Here is an 18,257-nt window from a genome sequence, read left to right as displayed (position 1 = left end):
CCCGCTTAACATCCGGCGCGTGCCGGCGCTGCCCGCCACCGCCGATGCTCTCCCGCAGGGCGCGAGGTGTTAAGCGGGGCCCCTTCACATGCACGAGGCGTTAAGAAGGGGCCCTTCCTTGCACGCGGCCCACATGGGTGGGGGGTTCGGGGTGTGGGGTGGGCACGCCCCGGAACCGCCACCCGGTGCGGAGAATGGCGGCACGAGGTAGGGCAAGATGGCGCCACGGCCCATGCACAGTGTCGTGACGGGCCTCAGGGAGGGTGGAACGTGTCTGACGTGCTGTGGACGCCGCCGGCCGACGTACGCGAACGGTCCCGGATCGGTGACTACCTGCGCTGGCTGGCCGAGCACCGTGGGCTGGAGTTCGCCGACTACGACGCGCTGTGGCAGTGGTCGGTGACCGACCTGGACGGGTTCTGGGGCTCGATCTGGGACTACTTCCAGGTGGTCGCGCACACCCCGCCGACCGCCACGCTCGCCGGGCGGGCCATGCCCGGCGCCCGCTGGTTCCCCGGCGCCACGCTCAACTACGCCGAGAACGTGCTGCGCATGCCGGGCCTCGGCGACGACGACCCGGCGGTGATCGCGCACGGGCAGACCCGCGCCCCGGAGACGCTCACCGCGGCCGAGCTGCGCGAGCGGGTCCGTCGGGTGGCGGCCGGCCTGCGCCGGCTCGGCGTCGGCCCGGGCGACCGGGTGGCCGCGTACGCGCCGAACATCCCGGAGACGTACGTCCTGCTGCTCGCCACCGCCAGCCTGGGGGCGATCTTCTCCTCCTGCGCACCCGAGTTCGGCACCCGCAGCGTCACCGACCGGTGGCAGCAGATCGAGCCCACGGTGCTGGTCGCGGTGGACGGCTACCGCTACGGCGACAAGCCGGTCGACCGGCGCGCCGAGGTGGCCGCGATCCGGGCCGCGCTGCCGTCGCTGCGGCACACCGTCGCCGTCCCGTACCTCGATCCGGCCGGCGAGATCCCGGCGGGCGCCCTGGCCTGGGCGGAGCTGGCGGCGGAAACCGACGAGCCGCTGACCTTCACCCCGGTCGCCTTCGACCACCCGCTCTACGTGCTCTACTCCTCCGGCACCACCGGCCTGCCCAAGCCGATCGTGCACGGCCACGGCGGCATCCTGCTCGAACACCTGAAGATGCTGGCGCTGCACCACGACCTGGGCCCGTCCGACCGGTTCCTCTGGTTCACCACCACCGGCTGGATGATGTGGAACTTCCTGGTCTCCGGGCCGGCGGTGGGCGCGGCGATCGTGCTCTTCGACGGCAACCCGGGCCACCCCGACCTGGGCGCGCTGTGGCGGATGGCGGCGGAGACCGGCACCACCTACTTCGGCACCTCGGCCCCGTTCCTGCTGGCCTGCCGCAAGGCGGGGCTGGTGCCCCGGGAGATCGCCGATCTGTCCGCGCTGCGCGGCCTCGGCTCGACCGGCGCGCCGCTGCCGGCCGAGGGCTTCACCTGGGTGTACGAGAACGTGGGCGACCGCCTCCAGCTCCAGTCGCTCTCCGGCGGCACCGACGTCTGCACCGGTTTCGTGGGCGGCGTGCCGCTGCTGCCGGTGCACGCGGGGGAGATCGCCTGCCGGGCGCTCGGCGCGAAGGTGGAGGCCCGCGCGGCCGACGGCTCTGCGGTGATCGGCCAGCTCGGCGAGCTGGTGATCACCGAGCCGATGCCGAGCATGCCGGTCGGGTTCTGGAACGATCCGGACGGCGCCCGCTACCGGGAGGCGTACTTCGAGGTCTATCCCGGCGTCTGGCGGCACGGCGACTGGATCACGGTGAACGAGCGCGGCGGCTGCGTGATCACCGGCCGCTCCGACGCCACCCTCAACCGGGGCGGGGTCCGCCTGGGCACGGCCGAGTTCTACTCCGTGGTGGAGGGGCTCGACGAGGTGGTCGACTCGGTGGTGGTGCACCTGGAGGACGACGAGGGCGGCGCCGGTGAGCTGCTGCTGTTCGTGGTGCTCGCCGACGGCCTGGAACTCGACGACGCGATGCGGAAGACGATCTGCCGGGAGCTGCGGACCGCGCTGTCACCCCGGCACGTGCCGGACGAGATCCACCAGGTCCGGGCCGTGCCGAGAACGTTGAGCGCGAAGAAGCTGGAGGTCCCGGTCAAGAAGATCCTGACCGGCACCCCGGTCGACTCGGCCGCGGCCAAGGGCGCCCTGGCCAACCCCGAGTCCCTGACCGCCTTCGCCACCCTGGCCCAACGCCGCGCCGGCTCCGACCACCCCACCCCAGCCTGACCCCGCCCCCGCCCCGCTGATCTTGCACTTTCCGCCCCGACGAAAGGGGTGAATGCCCCGAACCTGGGGCCGCAAGTGCAAGATCGCGGGGGTCAGGGGAGGGGGAGGGTGTGGGTGGTTCGTTCCGTTGTCGCGCGGTGGGCTTGGCGGGTGGGGTCGGGGTGGGCGCAGGCGACGACGGAGGCGCCGGCGGTCAGGGGGGCCAGCAGCCAGTCGACCGGGTCGGGGTGACGGGTCACGTCGACCAGGAGGCGGTCACCGGCGCGCAGGCCCAGCTCCGCGGCGCGTGCCTGTGCGCGGGCCAGCAGCGCCGCGTCCGCCTCGCCCCCGGAGGGGTACGGCGTGAAGTGGTCGCCGTGTCCGCGTACCGCGCCGACGAAGTCGGCGCAGCCCGGCGGCACCTGCCGCATCGGCAGCGCGAACGGGTCCAGGGCCAGGGCGTACCGCTCGCCGGCCGGCCACCGGGCTGCCTCGTCGACCCGGTCGACGGCGGTGAACAGCACGTCCACCGGGGTCGGCCGGTCGACCACCGTCGTCTTCGCCGACCAGCAGCCGAGCAGCACCGCGGCGGTCTGCCAGTGCGGCGGCAGCAACACGCCGACCGGGTCGCCGGGCGCGGCCCCGGCCTCGTCGACGAGCAGGTTGGCCGTCTTGGCCACCCAGTTCGCCAGCGTTGCGCCGGAGAGTTCGGTGCGCTCGCCGGTGGCGTCGTCATACCAGGTGAGCAACGGTCGGGCGGGGTCGGGAGCGATCGCGTCGGCGAAGACCCGGGCAATGTTGTCGGCCATCGGCGCGAACGATACGCGCCCCCGGCGCGTACTCGATGACAACGACAAGTCGGCGTACCGTCGGGTCGCAGTCAGCGTCGGGCACCCGGCCCGGCGTAGGCTTGCCGACAGTGTTCTTCCCCACAACCGCGCCACCTGAGGAGTCGCCCCGTGACCGCCGGTCGTCCGCCCCGCGTACTCATCGACGCCACGAGTGTCCCCGCCGACCGAGGCGGCGTCGGTAGGTACGTCGACGGCCTGCTCGGCGCGCTCGGCCGGGTCTGCGGCTCCGGCGTCGACCTGGCCGTGGTGAGCCTGCGCACCGACCTGGAGCGCTACACCCGGATGCTGCCCGGCGCCGAGGTGATCCCCGCCCCGGCCGCCGTGGCGCACCGCCCGGCCCGGCTCGCCTGGGAGCAGACCGGGCTGCCGCTGCTGGCCCAGCAGGTCAACGCGGAGGTCCTGCACTCGCCGTTCTACACCTGCCCGCTGCGGGCCGGCTGTCCGGTGACGGTCACCGTGCACGACGCGACCTTCTTCACCGAGCCGGAGCACTACGACAAGTCGCGCCGGACGTTCTTCCGCAGCGCGATCAAGACGTCGCTGCGCCGGGCCAACCGGGTGATCGTGCCCAGCAAGGCCACCCGGGACGAGCTGATCCGCCTGCTGGACGCCGACCCGACCCGGATCGACGTGGCCTACCACGGCGTCGACCAGGCCGCCTTCCACGCGCCGGGCGACGAGGAGAAGGCCCGGGTCCGGGCCCGGCTCGGGCTGGGCGACAGCAGCTACATCGCGTTCCTCGGCGCCAAGGAGCCGCGCAAGAACGTGCCCAACCTGATCCGGGGCTGGGCCCGGGCGGTGGCCGACCGACCCAACCCGCCCGTGCTGGTGGTGGCCGGCGGCCAGGGGCACGACGACGACATCGACCGCGCGGTGGCCGAGGTGCCGTCGCACCTGCGGCTGCTGCGCCCCGGCTACCTGCGCTACGCCGACCTGCCCGGCTTCCTCGGCGGCGCGCTGGTCGCCGCCTACCCGTCCTACGGCGAGGGTTTCGGGCTGCCGATCCTGGAGGCGATGGCGTGCGCGGCCCCGGTGCTCACCACGCCGCGGCTCTCCCTGCCCGAGGTGGGTGGCGACGCGGTGGCCTACACCAGCGAGGACCCGGACCAGATCGCCACCGACCTGGGCGCCCTGCTCGACGACGAGCAGCGACGGCTCTCCCTGGCCAAGGCCGGGTTCGACCGGGCCAAGGAGTTCACCTGGGAGTCCAGCGCGGAGGTGCACATCGCCGCCTGGCGCCGGGCGCGTTCCTGAGCGTCCGCTGCGGGTCGTCGACGACCGACCCTGGCGCTCGCCCGCTTCGGGCATGATGTGCTGATGTTCTACGCCGTCATCCCGGCGGGCGGCAGCGGCACAAGGTTGTGGCCGCTGTCCCGCGCCGGCCATCCCAAGTTCCTCCACCCGCTGACCGGCACCTCCGCCTCACTGTTGCAGGCCACGGTCGACCGGTTGTCGCCGCTGACCACACCCGAGCGCACGCTGGTGGTCACCGGGGCCGCGCACGCCGCGGCGGTGGCCCGGCAACTGGCCGGTGTGCCGGAGGAGAACATCCTGGTCGAGCCCTCCCCGCGGGACTCCTGCGCGGCCATCGCGCTGGCCGCGGCGGTGATCGCCGAGCGGGCGCCGGACGCGGTGATGGGCTCGTTCGCCGCCGACCACCTGATCGGCGACCCGGCCCGCCTGGCCGAGGTGGTGCGGCAGGCGATCGGCGGGGCCGAGCAGGGGTTGCTGATGACGGTGGGCATCACCCCGACGCGGCCGGAGACCGGCTACGGCTACCTGGAGACCGGCGACCCGCTGGGCGACGGGCCGCTGCGCCCGGTGCGCGAGTTCAAGGAGAAGCCGGCCGCCGAGGTGGCCGAAGGCTACGTCCGGTCCGGGCGGCACCTCTGGAACGCCAGCATGTTCGTCTGGCGGGTGGACGTCTTCCTGGCCGAGCTGGCCCGCCAGCAGCCGGCGCTGCACGCCGGGATCACCGCCATCGCGGCGGCCTGGGGCACCCCGGAGCAGGACGACGTGCTCGGCACGGTCTGGCCGACGCTGCCGAAGATCTCGGTCGACTACGCGGTGATGGAGGGCGCGGCGACCGCCGGCCGGGTGGCGACCGTACCGGGTGACTTCGGGTGGAACGACGTCGGCGACTTCCACACCCTGGGCGAGGTGCTGCCCGGTGACGCCGACGGCAACGTGGTGCTCGGCGGCGACGCCAAGCCGGGTGTGCTGCTGCACGACACCACCGGGACCGTGGTAGTGCCGCACTCCGGCCGTTTCGTCGCCACCGTCGGGGTGCACGACCTGATCGTGGTGGACACCCCGGACGCGCTGCTGGTCTGCCCCCGCGACCGGGCGCAGGATGTGAAGAAGGTCGTCGACCAGCTCAAGGAGCGCGGCGAGGAGAGCCTGGTCTGATCCGGCGGGTCGGTCGGCCGCCGGCGTGGGTCACCCGGCGGCGCGACGGGCCAGCGCGGCCAGCGCCGGCGCCACCAGCTGGCGGGTCCCGCCGGCCAGCGGCGTGGGCAGCCGGTCCGGCGGGAACCAGCCCAGCGCGTCGGACTCGGCGCTGACCCGTTCGGTCGCACCCGCCGGCGCGAACACCGCGAACCGGACGTCGTAGTGCAGCGATCCGCCCTGGCACGCGACCGCGTGGACGTCCACGTCGATCGGCTCCGGGCCGACGGTCAGGCCGGTGATCCCGGACTCCTCGGTGGCTTCACGCAGCGCCGCGCCGACCAGGGTCCGGTCGCCGGGCTCGCAGTGTCCACCGAGCTGCACCCACTTGTGGAACTTGCCGTGCAGGCAGAGCAACACCCGCTCGCCGGTCGGGTCGAGGACCAGCGCGCTGGCGGTGACGTGCCCCGGCCGGTGCGTCCGCGTCAGCGCGACCGGCCCGGCGGCCAGCAGCGCCAGGGTCCGGTCCCGGTTGGCGGCGGCGGCCGGGCTGGTCGCCGTCCAGCGGCGCAGCACCGCGACGGCATCGGCGTGCAACTGGGCGTACGCGGTGCGGGAGGTGTCGGGCACCCGGACACTCTACGAGCGCCGCCTCCGTACCCTGGCCCGGTGACCCTGCGACTCGTCGAGTTCCTGGTGGCCGGCAACGAGGCCAGCGATCTGCTGCCGGTGCGCTCGCCCGCGTTGCTGCGGGCGCACGGCGCGCGGCGCGGCTTCTGGACCGTGCTGGACGAGGGGCCGGTGGAGCAGTGCCTGGCCCTGCTGCTGGAACGCGACGACGGCGAGTGGGTGGCGCACCACGTGCCCGCCGACGCGGGCCGGGAGAACGGCCGCACCGAGGACGGCGAGGCGCTCGCCCACCACGACGGCTGGGTCTACGTCTTCGGCTCGCACTTCGGCTCCAAGGGCGGCCCGCTGCGCCCCCGGCGCGCCTTCGTGGCCCGCTTCCGGGAGGACGACGCGGCGACCGGCACTCTTCCCGTGCACGTGGTGCGCAACCGTTTCCGGCTGCACCGGGCGGTCAACGACGCGCTCGCCGCCGCCCCGCTGGTCCCGCTGCCACCGGGCGAGCGGGTCCGGCAGCGGTTCATCGTGGAGACGGTGGCCCGGGGGACGGCCCGGGCCAAGAGCTGGGTGACCCGGCTGGCCGAGGACGACCTCCCGCTCAACGTCGAGGCGGCGGCGTTCACGCCGGACGGGACCGTGCTGCTCGGGCTGCGCTTCCCGGTGACCGCCGACGGTGAGCCGATCTACGTCGAGCTGGCCGGGGTGGCGGAGATGTTCGACGACGCGGCGCGCTGGCCGCGGGCGCTCGGCGCGTACGCGCTCACCGGGGTGACGCCGGCCGGGGCGTTGGCCGGCTTCCGCGCGATCACGCCGACCGACGACGGCGGCTACGCGGCGGTGATCGGGTCGATCGACGCGCTGGGCAAGGGTTCGGTGCTGCTCGACGACCACCCGCACGGCGGCGACGTGACGTCCCGGCACGTGCGGTTCCGCCACGCGGCCGGTGCCGACGCCCGGGTGGCCGCCGAGCCGGTGGCGGAGCTGGCGCCGTTCCACCACGTGGAGGGCCTGGCCGAGGTGGCGGGACGCTGGTACTTCGTCACCGACGAGGACCACCGGGTGGCGCTCTGGATCGGATGAGCGAGGGCCGGACGGCACCCCTGCGGAGCAGATCCGCAGACCCTCGTGGTGCCGTCCGGCCACGCCCGTCGGCCGGCGACCGGGTCGACACTGCGCCCCGGCGTCGGCGGGCAAGGACGAGTCTGCCGAACCGGCCCGTTACGCGTCGAGGTTTTTCACGTCACGCTTAAAGATGGAGATTAGTACCGACGGGTAAAGTGCCAGGGGTGGCGTGCGCCCCCGCCGTCCGCCCAGGAGCGCTCCATGTTGAAGATCATTTTCTCGAGTGAGGACATTCTGCGGACCCGGGTCGCCCCGGCCGCGGACCCGCTCTGGGAGCTGGTCCTCAGTGTGCACCTGCTCCAGGGTCGCGGTCGTGACCCACTGATGACGACCTGGCGACGCACCGTGGCGCACGGGCTGCGGTCCGACACCGGCGCCGAGCGCTACCGCCTGCTTCTCGCGCTCAACCCGCCGCGTGGCTACTTTCCCGACTTCCTCACGCCGTCCGCCAGCCGGGACGGCTTCGAGGCCGGGCTGGAAGCCGTCCGGGGCACGCCGGCCGACATGCTCCGCCGCGACCTGACCCTGCTCGCCAGCGAGAACCCGCTACCCCCCTCGGCGACGGCGCTCGCCCGGGGCGAGCCGGAGATGCTGCACCACCTCACCGAGGCCATGGCGCGCTACCAGTCGCTGGCGGTCACCCCGTACTGGACCCGGGTGCAGGCCGCGGTCGAGGCGGACCGGGCCCGGCGCGCCCGGGCCATGCTCGACGGCGGCGCCGAGGGGCTGCTGGCCAGCCTGCGACCCAGCATGCGCTGGGGCGGCGGGGTGCTCGAGGTGCTCGACTACCCGGACACCCGGGAGCTGCACCTGGACGGCCGGGGCCTGCTGCTCGTGCCGTCGTTCTTCTGCTCCCGCACGCCCGTGGCGCTGGTCGACCCGACCCTGCCCCCGGTGCTGGTCTACCCGGTCGACCGGCTCGGCGGCCTCACGCCCGGCGGTGGCGCCGCGCGGGACGGTGGCGCCGGCCAGAGCGACGCGCTGGCCGCCCTGCTCGGCCGCACCCGCGCCTCGGTGCTCCAGGCCGCCGACGAGGGCTGCACCACCGGCGAGATGGCCCGCCGACTGCACATCTCCGCCGCCGCGGCCAGCCAGCACACCACCGTGCTGCGCAACGCCGGGCTGCTGGTCAGCCACCGCGACCGCAACACCGTCCTGCACACGCTGACCCCGCTCGGCCGAGCCGTCCTGGAGTCCTGACCGGGCCGTGGCCCGCGGGGGCGCCGGTCAGAGCGCCAACGTGGCGCTCGCCGTGCTGCCGGCCGGCGGGGGCAGCAGGGCGGACCCGATCCCCTCGGCGGCCAGCGCGGTGCGCAGGCGTTGCAGGTCGGCGCCGAACCGGACCAGGTCGGCCCGGCCGACCGGGGTCGGCGCCGCGCCGAGCACCAGGCCGGTGGCCGAGGCGGGCCAGCCGGGCACGGTGGCGGCGAGCCCGGCGCGTACCTCGTCGTCGGTGACGTGGGTGAAGACGGTGCCGGGGACGACCACCTCGGCCACCGCGGCGACCGCCCGCGCCACCGCGTCCGGGTCGGCCGGGATGGCGCCGGTCGTGTCGGGAAGCGTGGCCGCCGCCCGCAGCCCGTCCGCGCGCGCCTCGGCCGTGCCGAGCGAGAACAGGTCCATCGAGGCGTCCCGCACCAGGGCCCGGGCGCCCTCGTCGTCGTCGCCGGTCGCGGTGAGGTAGCCACGGACGACGGCGACCGGGACCTGGTCGCACTTGCCCTTGATCAGCTCGCCGGCGGCCGCCAGCTCGTCGACCACGGCCATCTGGGTGAGCTGGAGCTCGTTGCCGTACGGGTCGACCTCGCCCCGGTGGTCGCGGATCGCCGGCATGCCGGCCACCCCGAGCGCCACGTCGGTGAGCCCGTTGCGCCACGGGCGGCCCATGGTGTCGCTGACGACGACGGCCACGTCGAGACCGTGCCGGTCGCGCAGCGCGGCCCGCAGCGCCCGGGCGGAGGCGTCCGGGTCCACCGGCAGGAGCACCAGCCGGGTCTTGTCCACGTTGGAGGCGTCGATGCCGGCGGAGGCCATCACGAACCCGTGGTGGGTCTGCACGATCCGGGTCGCGCCCCGGGCGGCGACCACCCGGACGGTCTCCCCGGCCAGCACCCGGTCGCGCGCGGCGAGCCGTTCCGGGCCGTCGGCCGGCACGTCGACCAGCCGGCCCTCCGCCTTCGACACGATCTTGCTGGTGACCACCAGCACGTCGCCGTCGCGCAGCCAGGGCGCCGCGCCGGCGATCAGGGCGGCCAGGTCGTCGCCCTCGGTCACGTGGCCGATGCCCGGCACCGGCAGGATCTCCAGCCTCACATCAACTCCAGCGCGGCGCGCACCATCGCGGCGGTCGCCGCCTCGTCGGTCATCCGCAGCGGCGCCGAGCGGACCGTCACGCCCGGCACCGTGGTGCCCTCGTCCTCCGGGGCGACCAGCCAACCGTCCAGCAGGCCCCCGTCGGAGCGGGCGCCGTAGAGACCGCCCACCCCGGCCGCGCTGCACTCGACGCCGAGCACGGCCAGGCAGCGGTCGGCCATGCCGCGCACCGGCGCGCCGCCGATGACCGGGGAGACCCCGACCACCGGGGCCGGCCCGTCGACCACCGCCGCCCGCAGGCCGGGCACGGCCAGCACCGGCGCGATGCTGACCACCGGGTTGCTCGGCGCGATCAACACCACGTCCGCGGCGGCGAGCGCCTCCACCACGCCGGGGGCGGGCTTCGCCGTCTCCGCGCCGACGAACACGAACCGGTGCGTGGGTACGTCCGCCCGGTAGCGCACCCACCACTCCTGGAAGTGGACCGCCCGCCGGCCCTGCTCGTCATCGATGACCACGTGGGTCTCCAGGCGGTCGTCGGTCGCCGGCAGCAGGCGTACGCCGGGCCGCCAGCGGGTCGCCAGCGCCTCGGTGACCTGCGACAGCGGGTAGCCGGCGTTGAGCATGGTGGTGCGCACCAGGTGGGTGGCGACGTCCTTGTCGCCGAGGCCGAACCAGCTGGGCTCCGCGCCGTACGCGGCCAGCTCCGTCTTGATCGTCCAGGTCTCGCCCGCCCGGCCCCAGCCGCGCTCCCGGTCGGCGCCGCCGCCGAGCGTGTAGAGCACGCTGTCCAGGTCGGGGCAGACCTTCAACCCGTGCAGCAGCAGATCGTCGCCGACGTTGACCACGGCGGTCACCTCGGCGCCCACCTGGCGGGCGTACGCCCGCACGCCGAGCAGGAAACGGGCGCCCCCGATGCCGCCGGTCAGAACCACGATGCGCATGCCGTCCATCCTTCCGCACGTGCCGCCGTGGGTCGCCGGGTGGCCGGAGAGACTACGCTCACGTCGGCAACTGTCCGCTTTCGTCCCCTGGGGGAGTCCGTGACCAGCCCCGCCGAGCCCGCGTCCGGTGACGCCGCGCAGGCCAGCCAGCTGACCAAGCCACTGCGCGAACTGGCCGCGCTCGTCCTGCTCGGCGCGAACGCCGTGCTGCTCTTCGTCGGCCTGCTGCGCCTGCTGGTGCCGGTCGACGACTACAGCACGTTCAGCGGTCGGGCCGGAAGCACGTTCTTCGCCTTCGTCGGGCTGGAGTCGACCGTCCTGCCGGTGCTGGCGGTGCTGCTCGCCACGCACGTCCGCCCGGTGCTGCCGAAGGCGAAACTGATCACCCTGGTGGCGTTGGTCGAGTACGGCGTCGCCGCCTTCTTCGGCGCGTTGACGTTCCTGATCTGGCTGGTCGGCCGGCTCGCCGACGGCGAGGTGCTGGACGCGTTCCTCGGGCTGCTCACCCGGGTGGCCTGGCTCGCCGTCTTCGCGGTCGCCGCGTACGTGGTGTTCACGGTCTGGCGCCGGCTCTATTACGTGCCGAAGCCCAAGCCGCAGCCCGGTGTCTACGGCCAGGCCCAGCCGGGCTGGCCGCAGCAGCCCGGCCAGCCGGGCGGCTACCCGGCGCCGGGCGGCTACCCGCCGGCCGGTGTGCCGCCGCAGCCGGGTCAGCCCCCGGCCGGCTACCCGCAGGCGGGCGGCCCGCCGCAGCCCGGTTGGCCGCAGGCCGGCCCGTACGGCCCGCCGCAGTCGGCGCCGCCGTTCAACACCGCCCCGCCGCACGCCCCGCAGTCGAGCCCGCCGTTCGGCCAGCCGCCGGCCGCCCCGCAGTCGAGCCCGCCGTTCGGTGGGCCGCAGTACGGCGCCCCGCAGCCGGCCCCGCCCTTCGGCCAGCCGCCGTCGGCGGACCCGACGCAGGCGATCCCGCGTCAGCCCGCCGAGCCGGGCCAGCCCGCCTCCCCGGCCGGGGACGAGCGCACCCAGCGTTTCGACCGCGAGGACCCGAACCAGCCCCGGTGACCGTGCCGCGGGCGGCGGCGGAACGCGCCGCCCGCCGGCGGCCCGGCGTCAAGAGGGGCCCCCGCCTCTACCGGAGGCGTTGAGCGGGGGCCCCTCCTTACACTCGAGTGAACCGCGAGCGGCACCGCATAGGCTGGGCCGATGGTTGATCGCAGTGAGCCCGTCCCGACCGAGGCGAGCGTCCGGCGGGCGCTCGGTCGCGCCGCCACCGGCCGGGCGTTGGACGCGGACGAGGCGGCGGCGCTGCTGACCGCGCGCGGCCCGGCGCTGGACGAACTGCTCCGCGTCGCCGGGGACATCCGCGACGCCGGCCTGCGCGAGGCCGGCCGACCGGGGGTGGTGACCTTCTCCAAGAAGGTCTTCGTCCCGCTGACCCGGCTCTGCCGGGACCGCTGCCACTACTGCACGTTCGCCACCGTGCCGCACCGACTGCCCGCCGCCTACCTGGAACGCGACGAGGTACTGGCGATCGCCCGCGAGGGCGCCGCACAGGGCTGCAAGGAGGCGCTGTTCACGCTCGGCGACCGCCCGGAGGAGCGCTGGCCGGCGGCCCGGCGGTGGCTGGACGAGCGGGGCTACGACTCGACACTCGACTATCTGCGCGCCTGCGCGGTGGCGGTGCTGGAGGAGACCGGCCTGCTGCCGCACCTCAACCCGGGCGTGCTCTCCTGGTCGGAGTTGCAGCGGCTCAAGCCGGTCGCGCCCAGCATGGGCATGATGCTGGAGACCACCGCGACCCGGCTCTGGTCGGAGCCGGGCGGCCCGCACTTCGGCTCGCCGGACAAGGAGCCCGCGGTGCGGTTGCGGGTGCTCGACGACGCCGGCCGGGTCGGCGTGCCGTTCACCACCGGCATCCTGATCGGCATCGGCGAGAACCGGGCCGAGCGGGTGGACGCGTTGTTCGCCATCCGCCGCGCGATGCGGGAGTACGGCCACCTCCAGGAGGTGATCGTGCAGAACTTCCGCGCCAAGCCGGACACCGCGATGCGCGGCATGCCGGACGCCGAACTGCACGACCTGGCCGCGACCGTGGCGGTGGCCCGGGTGCTGCTCGGCCCGCGGGCCCGGATCCAGGCCCCGCCGAACCTCATCGCCGGCGAGTACGACCTGCTGCTGCGCGCCGGCATCGACGACTGGGGCGGCGTCTCGCCGGTCACGCCCGACCACGTCAACCCGGAGCGTCCCTGGCCGCAGTTGGACGAGCTGGCCCGGCGCACCGCGGGCGCGGGTTTCACGCTGCGCGAGCGGCTGACCGTCTACCCGGAGTACGTGCGGGCCGGCGCGCCGTGGCTGGACCCGCGCCTGCTGCCGCACGTCACCGCGCTCGTCGACCCGGAGACCGGGCTCGCGGTCGAGGCGGCCCGCCCGGTGGGACGGCCCTGGCAGGAGCCGGAGGAGGTCTTCGGCGGCCGGACCGACCTGCACGTCACGATCGACGTCACCGGCCGCACCGAGGACCGGCGGGGCGACTTCGACAGCGTCTACGGCGACTGGTCCGAGGTGGCGAGCAAGGTCACGCGCCCGGCCGGCGTACCCGGATCCGGCGGCGTGGACGCCGATCTGCGCGCGGGCCTGCGGCTGGCCGCGGACGACCCGGCCGCGCTGCTGGAGCCGGCGCACGAGGCCATGGCGCTGGCGTTGTTCGGCACGGACGGCGCGGCGCTGGACGCGTTGTGCCGGATCGCCGACGACGTGCGCCGGGACGCGGTCGGCGACGACGTGACCTACGTGGTCAACCGGAACATCAACTTCACCAACGTCTGCTACGTGGGCTGCCGGTTCTGCGCCTTCGCCCAGCGGGAGAGCGACGCCGACGCGTTCCGGCTGCCGCTGGAGCAGGTGGCCGACCGGGCCGAGGAGGCGTGGGCGGCCGGCGCCACCGAGGTGTGCCTCCAGGGCGGGATCGACCCGAAGATGCCGGTCACCGGCTACGCCGACATCGTCCGGGCGATCAAGGCGCGGGTGCCGGGCATGCACGTGCACGCGTTCTCCCCGATGGAGATCGTCACCGCCGCGGCGAAGGCCGGGGTGCCGGTGCGGGAGTGGCTCGGCATGCTGCGCGAGGCCGGGCTGGACACCATCCCGGGCACCGCCGCCGAGATCCTCGACGACGACGTGCGCTGGGTGCTCACCAAGGGCAAGCTGCCGGCCGCCGCCTGGGTCGACGTGGTGAGCACGGCCCACGAGCTGGGCATCCGGTCCAGCTCCACGATGATGTACGGCCACGTCGACCACCCGGGCCAGTGGCTGGCCCACTTCCGGGTGCTGGCCGGCATCCAGGACCGCACCGGCGGGTTCACCGAGTTCGTGGCGCTGCCGTTCGTGCACACCAACGCGCCGATCTACCTGGCCGGCATCGCCCGCCCGGGGCCGACCTGGCGGGAGAACCGGGCGGTGCACGCGATGGCCAGGCTGCTGCTGCACGGTCGGATCGACAACATCCAGTGCTCCTGGGTGAAGCTCGGCGACGCGGGCACGGTGGAGATGCTGCGGGGCGGCTGCAACGACCTCGGCGGCACGCTGATGGAGGAGACCATCTCCCGGATGGCCGGGTCGGGCAACGGTTCGGCGCGTACCGAGGAGCAGTTGCGGGCGATCGCCTCGGCCGCCGGGCGACCGTTCCGCAAGCGGACGACCGCGTACGGTCACACCGGCGCCTGACGTCGAACCTTTCCCCGCCGCCGGCCGTACCTGTCGATGCCGGCGGCGGTTGCGGCGAGGACCGCCGCCGGTGACCCCCAGCCCGGGGACCCGGCGGCGTCCGGGTGCCCGGCCCCCGCGGCGCCGCGGCGCCGGCCCGGAAAGGTTGCCGATGAGCACTGACGAGACCACCGACGCCCCCAAGCGGCGGCCCTGGCCGCGGCTGACCCGGCGGCAGACGTTGACCGCCGCCGCGAGCGCCACCCTGGGCGCGGCCGCGCTCACCGTGCCGGGCCTGTCCGCCGCGCAGAACGCCCCGACCGCGAGCCGGCGCGACGAGCCGATCGTGGTCCATCTCCGCGACGCCGCCACCGGCGCGATGGACGTCTTCGTCGGTACGACCCGGGTCCAGGTGCGCGACCGGGGTCTGGCCGACCGCCTGGTGCGCGCCGCCGGCCGCCGCTGATCCCGCCCCTCCCGGCGCGGGCTCCCGCCGCCGGTCCCGACTTCCGTTCACCCGACGAAGGTGTGGTCCGCCATGTCCTCTCACCGTGAGGCCCCGGAGATCGCCAAGGATCCGGTCGCCGACAGCTCCGATCTCTACGCGTTCGTCAGTCCGAGCCAGCCGGACACGGTCACGTTGATCGCCAACTACGTGCCGGTGCAGCTCCCCTCCGGCGGCCCCAACTTCTTCGAGTTCGGCGACGACGTCCGGTACGAGATTCACGTCGACAACGACGGCGACGGCTATCCGGACGTCACCTATCGTTTCGAATTCACCACCGAGATCACGAACCAGAACAGTTTTCTCTACAACACCGGGCCGATCGAGTCGCTGGAGAGCAAGAACTGGAACCGGCGCCAGTTCTACCGGCTGACCCGGATCGCGGACGGGCGTGAGCACGTGCTGGCGCACAAGCTGCCCTGCCCGCCGTGCAACGTGGGCCCGCTGTCCACGCCGAACTATCAGAACCTGGTGAAGCAGGCGACGTTCAAGCTGTCCACCGGGGAGAAGGTCTTCGCCGGCCAGCGGGCCGACGGGTTCTTCGTGGACCTGGGCGCGGTGTTCGACCTGGGCACGCTGCGGCCGTTCCAGCAGCTGCACGTGGCCGGGAAGAAGCTGTTCAAGACCGAGGGCGAGCCGGTCAACGCGCTGGACCGGCTGAACGTGCACAGCATCGCGGTGCAGGTGCCGCTGAGCAAGGTGCGCCGCCGGGCCAGCCGGTACGGCTACGCCGACCGTGCGTCCACCATCGGCGTCTGGACCAGCGCGTCGCGCCAGCAGGTCCGGGTGCTGGGCGAGCGGGTGGCCGCGGACACGGCCGCCGGCCCCTTCACCCAGGTGTCACGACTCGGCAACCCGTTGTTCAACGAGGTCATCGTGCCGATGTCCAAGAAGGACCTGTGGAACACGCTGCCGCCGTCGGAGGACAAGCGGTTCGCCGGCTTCGTCGAGCGCCCCGAGCTGGCCGCCCTGCTGCCGACGCTCTACCCGGGCGTCTTCCCCAACCTGGACGCGCTGAACAAGGCCAAGAAGCCGCGCGCCGACCTGGTGGCGATCCTGCTCACCGGCGTACCGGCCGGGCTGATCGACGGCTTCGCCAACACCACCGGCGACGTGCAGGCCGACATGCTGCGCCTGAACACGGCGATCCGGCCCAGCCGCAAGCCGGACCGGTTCGGCGTGCTCGGCGGCGACCTGGCCGGCTTCCCGAACGGCCGCCGGGTGGGCGACGACGTGGTGACCATCGCGCTGCGGGCGATCGCCGGGCTCACCGTCCCGCTGGTGGACAAGACGTTCAAGCCGGACGCCGCCGCGGCGGCGGTCACCCCGGGGCTGGACGCGGGCGACGTGACCGCGCCGTTCCTCGGCGACTTCCCGTTCCTCGGCACGCCGTACGACGGGTTCAACAACCCGCCGGCGAAGAAGTCCTGACGGGAGCGCGGGCATGCCGCACCAGCACCACGACATGGGACCGTCGTTCAGCGGCACGGTCGTGCTCGACCTCGGCGGCGACTCCGGCGCGCTGATCATCCACACCGGCCGGGAGCTGCACGGGCGGGAGATCGAGATCAGCCGCGCGGACCGGGACGGACCCCGCACCCACTCCGCCGTCCGGGAGCGGCACGTGCGCGACGGCGTCTTCCACAGTGCCGTCTACCCGGACCTGGAGGCCGGCCCTTATACCGTCTGGTGGGACGATGTCACGCCCGCCGGCGCGATCTCCGTCACCGGTGGAGCGATCACCGAATTCGCCTGGCCGAGCAGTTCACCGCCCCGGTTGGACTGACCGACCGCCGCGCCGGCCCCCGCGCCCCGTCCACATGATGGACGGGGCGCGGTCGGCGTTGACCGGCTCGACGGGCGGTACCGCGACGGGCGCGTTACCCTTTGGCCCACCAATTCTGATCTTGGAACGGCGGCCGGCGGGGGCGTCCGGCCGGCCCACCCGAGGGCGCGCCACGGCAGAAAACTTGGGGCAACTCGCCGGGGAGGGCGTTACTCGTCCGGGGTCTGAATCGATAGGGCAGGTTGCGAGGCTACGGGCGGCCGCAGCGGTCGTCCCGGTCGTGTCGGGAGGGCGACTCCATTATCAAGTTTGGCTTGACGGCGCACGCATTACACGCGTGTAATTTGAATGGGGTTGTTCGCACGGAACGCAACAAAACAGGTCCGTACGGACAGGCACGCCTTTCGCGTGGGGGGTTGCAGCGGCGAATGACGCCGGTGCGCGACAAGGAGGCAATCGATGGACGGCCAGCTCGAGGTGGCCGACCTGCTCGGGAACGCGCCGGAGTGGCAGGAGCGGGCGCTCTGCTCGCAGACCGACCCGGAGGCGTTCTTTCCCGAGAAGGGCGGCTCGACCCGCGAGGCGAAGCGCATCTGCTCGCGGTGTGAAGTGAAGACGGAATGTCTGGAGTACGCGCTCGGCCACGACGAGCGGTTCGGGATCTGGGGCGGCCTCTCCGAACGGGAGCGGCGCAAGCTCAAGCGGCGGGTCGCCGCCTGAGGAGCGTACGGACCGGGCGGTGGGGGCCGCCCGGGTCCGCGCGGTCGGCGTCCGGCCGGTCAGGCCAGTTCGTCGGGGTCGACGCCGAGCAGGTTCGCCACCTGCTCGATGATCACGTCGTGCACGAGGTCGGCGAGGTCCTCCCGGTCCATCGCGCGGAACTCCAGCGGCCGCCGGTAGAGCACGATCCGGGGCGGCACCTCCTGGCGGCCGGGCCGGCCCGGCAGCAGCCGGGCGAGGGGTACCTCGCCGTCCTCGAGCACGTCCGAGTCGTAGACGTTCAGATCCGGCGGGACGTCCTCGACCGCGAACTCGACCCCGGCCAGCTCCTTGGCGAACCGGCGTTCGAGCGTCTCCACCGTGTCGAGCACCAGGTCGTCGAAGACCTCGGCCTTGGTCCGGGCCAACGGCACGGTGGCCGGCACCAGACGCCCGCGCAGCCCCCGACCGTGCCGGTCGCGGTGGGTACGCCGGCCGGAGCCGGGGCGGCGGTTCTGCGGGCTGGTCATGAGGCACAGGGTAGCCCGGCCACCGGGCCGGACCGCCGTGGTGCGGTCGACCGGCGTGCCGGTGCGCCGACCGGACGAATTGTGATCACCATGACGGGCGTGTCGTAACGCGAAGCGGTGCGCCGGACCCGGTAATGGGGATACCCTGCCGCCGTGAGGTCACCACGGCGCTGCTCCCGTAACGGCTGCCCCCGGCAAGCGGTCGCCACATTGACCTATGTCTACAACGAGTCGACGGCGGTGGTGGGCCCGCTCGCGGCGTTCGCCGAACCGCACACGTACGACCTCTGTGAGCCGCACGCCCGCAACCTGACCGCCCCGCGCGGCTGGGACGTGGTCCGGCACGAGGGTGAGTTCGAGCCGCCGCCACCCACCACGGACGACCTGGTGGCGCTGGCCGAGGCGGTCCGTGAGGCCGCCCGCCCGGCCCCGCCCCGCCCTCCGTCCGACGACCAGCCCTCCCCCCAGCCCCCGCACCAGCAGGGCCGCCGGGGCCACCTCCGGGTCATCCCGCCCAACCACTGACCCGCGCCCCCTGGGCGCCGGCCGCCC

At 74.1% G+C, this 18,257-nt stretch carries 17 protein-coding genes; 12 read left to right on the top strand and 5 right to left on the bottom strand.

The window, feature by feature from the left end:
• Positions 1 to 270 precede the first annotated feature (270 nt).
• Entirely contained in the window at positions 271 to 2,259 is a 1,989-nt protein-coding gene (locus CO540_RS14850) for an acetoacetate--CoA ligase (protein WP_099162510.1), read from the top strand.
• A 92-nt stretch (positions 2,260 to 2,351) separates the two neighbouring features.
• Here the strand turns inward: CO540_RS14850 and CO540_RS14845 are convergent, their stop codons facing one another.
• Positions 2,352 to 3,047 carry a TIGR03089 family protein gene (locus CO540_RS14845; RefSeq protein ID WP_099162509.1) on the bottom strand — a complete coding sequence of 232 codons (696 nt, stop codon included), beginning with the start codon at positions 3,045 to 3,047 and terminating at the stop codon, positions 2,352 to 2,354.
• A 150-nt stretch (positions 3,048 to 3,197) separates the two neighbouring features.
• On the opposite strand from CO540_RS14845, the gene CO540_RS14840 reads away from it, so the two are divergent.
• Positions 3,198 to 4,343: a glycosyltransferase family 1 protein gene (locus CO540_RS14840; protein WP_099162508.1), complete on the top strand. Its 1,146-nt coding sequence runs from the start codon at positions 3,198 to 3,200 to the stop codon at positions 4,341 to 4,343.
• A 63-nt stretch (positions 4,344 to 4,406) separates the two neighbouring features.
• A complete protein-coding gene (locus tag CO540_RS14835) occupies positions 4,407 to 5,498 on the top strand; it encodes a mannose-1-phosphate guanylyltransferase (protein ID WP_098746051.1) in 1,092 nt (363 codons plus the stop codon).
• A gap of 30 nt (positions 5,499 to 5,528) precedes the next feature.
• On the opposite strand, the gene CO540_RS14830 is transcribed toward CO540_RS14835, so the two are convergent.
• The gene (locus CO540_RS14830; protein WP_099162507.1) at positions 5,529 to 6,107 is read right to left on the bottom strand and encodes an NUDIX hydrolase; all 579 of its coding nucleotides are present in this window, start codon (positions 6,105 to 6,107) and stop codon (positions 5,529 to 5,531) included.
• A gap of 39 nt (positions 6,108 to 6,146) precedes the next feature.
• On the opposite strand from CO540_RS14830, the gene CO540_RS14825 reads away from it, so the two are divergent.
• On the top strand, positions 6,147 to 7,184 hold the full coding sequence (locus CO540_RS14825; protein ID WP_099162506.1) for a hypothetical protein: 1,038 nt from the start codon (positions 6,147 to 6,149) through the stop codon (positions 7,182 to 7,184).
• 243 nt (positions 7,185 to 7,427) lie between these two features.
• Positions 7,428 to 8,426, top strand: coding sequence for a helix-turn-helix transcriptional regulator (locus CO540_RS14820; RefSeq protein ID WP_099162505.1), 999 nt, complete (start codon positions 7,428 to 7,430; stop codon positions 8,424 to 8,426).
• A gap of 27 nt (positions 8,427 to 8,453) precedes the next feature.
• On the opposite strand, the gene CO540_RS14815 is transcribed toward CO540_RS14820, so the two are convergent.
• Positions 8,454 to 9,539 (bottom strand): coenzyme F420-0:L-glutamate ligase, encoded by a 1,086-nt coding sequence (locus CO540_RS14815; protein ID WP_099162504.1) that lies wholly within the window; start codon positions 9,537 to 9,539, stop codon positions 8,454 to 8,456.
• A complete protein-coding gene (cofD, locus tag CO540_RS14810; RefSeq protein WP_099164770.1) occupies positions 9,536 to 10,483 on the bottom strand; it encodes a 2-phospho-L-lactate transferase in 948 nt (315 codons plus the stop codon). The genes CO540_RS14815 and cofD overlap by 4 nt, the downstream gene beginning before the upstream one ends.
• A gap of 99 nt (positions 10,484 to 10,582) precedes the next feature.
• Between cofD and CO540_RS14805 the strand changes: the two genes are divergently transcribed.
• The 6 genes from CO540_RS14805 to CO540_RS14780 all read left to right on the top strand — a co-directional run bounded on the left by CO540_RS14805 (position 10,583) and on the right by CO540_RS14780 (position 17,196).
• The gene (locus CO540_RS14805; protein ID WP_091581775.1) at positions 10,583 to 11,545 is read left to right on the top strand and encodes a hypothetical protein; all 963 of its coding nucleotides are present in this window, start codon (positions 10,583 to 10,585) and stop codon (positions 11,543 to 11,545) included.
• A gap of 141 nt (positions 11,546 to 11,686) precedes the next feature.
• Complete coding sequence (locus tag CO540_RS14800; protein WP_099162503.1) at positions 11,687 to 14,206, top strand: bifunctional FO biosynthesis protein CofGH; 2,520 nt, start codon at positions 11,687 to 11,689, stop codon at positions 14,204 to 14,206.
• 151 nt (positions 14,207 to 14,357) lie between these two features.
• Positions 14,358 to 14,651 (top strand): hypothetical protein, encoded by a 294-nt coding sequence (locus tag CO540_RS14795; RefSeq protein ID WP_091581768.1) that lies wholly within the window; start codon positions 14,358 to 14,360, stop codon positions 14,649 to 14,651.
• Positions 14,652 to 14,723: 72 nt separating this feature from the next.
• On the top strand, positions 14,724 to 16,121 hold the full coding sequence (locus CO540_RS14790; RefSeq protein ID WP_099162502.1) for a DUF4331 domain-containing protein: 1,398 nt from the start codon (positions 14,724 to 14,726) through the stop codon (positions 16,119 to 16,121).
• A gap of 13 nt (positions 16,122 to 16,134) precedes the next feature.
• Entirely contained in the window at positions 16,135 to 16,476 is a 342-nt protein-coding gene (locus tag CO540_RS14785; protein ID WP_099162501.1) for a phospholipase, read from the top strand.
• A gap of 459 nt (positions 16,477 to 16,935) precedes the next feature.
• Positions 16,936 to 17,196 (top strand): WhiB family transcriptional regulator, encoded by a 261-nt coding sequence (locus CO540_RS14780; RefSeq protein WP_013284161.1) that lies wholly within the window; start codon positions 16,936 to 16,938, stop codon positions 17,194 to 17,196.
• Between the two features lie 59 nt (positions 17,197 to 17,255).
• Here CO540_RS14780 and CO540_RS14775 read toward each other — a convergent pair whose 3' ends face one another.
• Complete coding sequence (locus CO540_RS14775) at positions 17,256 to 17,705, bottom strand: metallopeptidase family protein (RefSeq protein WP_018787548.1); 450 nt, start codon at positions 17,703 to 17,705, stop codon at positions 17,256 to 17,258.
• 153 nt (positions 17,706 to 17,858) lie between these two features.
• On the opposite strand from CO540_RS14775, the gene CO540_RS14770 reads away from it, so the two are divergent.
• Positions 17,859 to 18,230 (top strand): DUF3499 domain-containing protein, encoded by a 372-nt coding sequence (locus CO540_RS14770; protein ID WP_091581759.1) that lies wholly within the window; start codon positions 17,859 to 17,861, stop codon positions 18,228 to 18,230.
• Positions 18,231 to 18,257: the final 27 nt, after the last annotated feature.

It is taken from the genome of Micromonospora sp. WMMA2032 (genome assembly GCF_002688545.1).
Taxonomy (GTDB): domain Bacteria; phylum Actinomycetota; class Actinomycetes; order Mycobacteriales; family Micromonosporaceae; genus Micromonospora; species Micromonospora sediminicola.
Note: the sequence above shows the minus strand (reverse complement) of the source record. Positions and strands in the feature narration are given on the sequence as shown.

Bases quoted from the DNA above. Each gene is read 5' to 3' on its own strand.
- CO540_RS14845 (WP_099162509.1), bottom strand. From the start codon at position 3,047: ATGGCCGACAACATTGCCCGGGTCTTCGCCGACGCGATCGCTCCCGAC.
- CO540_RS14835 (WP_098746051.1), top strand. From the start codon at position 4,407: ATGTTCTACGCCGTCATCCCGGCGGGCGGCAGCGGCACAAGGTTGTGG.
- CO540_RS14820 (WP_099162505.1), top strand. From the start codon at position 7,428: ATGTTGAAGATCATTTTCTCGAGTGAGGACATTCTGCGGACCCGGGTC.
- cofD (WP_099164770.1), bottom strand. From the start codon at position 10,483: ATGCGCATCGTGGTTCTGACCGGCGGCATCGGGGGCGCCCGTTTCCTG.
- CO540_RS14800 (WP_099162503.1), top strand. From the start codon at position 11,687: ATGGTTGATCGCAGTGAGCCCGTCCCGACCGAGGCGAGCGTCCGGCGG.
- CO540_RS14795 (WP_091581768.1), top strand. From the start codon at position 14,358: ATGAGCACTGACGAGACCACCGACGCCCCCAAGCGGCGGCCCTGGCCG.
- CO540_RS14790 (WP_099162502.1), top strand. From the start codon at position 14,724: ATGTCCTCTCACCGTGAGGCCCCGGAGATCGCCAAGGATCCGGTCGCC.
- CO540_RS14785 (WP_099162501.1), top strand. From the start codon at position 16,135: ATGCCGCACCAGCACCACGACATGGGACCGTCGTTCAGCGGCACGGTC.
- CO540_RS14780 (WP_013284161.1), top strand. From the start codon at position 16,936: ATGGACGGCCAGCTCGAGGTGGCCGACCTGCTCGGGAACGCGCCGGAG.
- CO540_RS14775 (WP_018787548.1), bottom strand. From the start codon at position 17,705: ATGACCAGCCCGCAGAACCGCCGCCCCGGCTCCGGCCGGCGTACCCAC.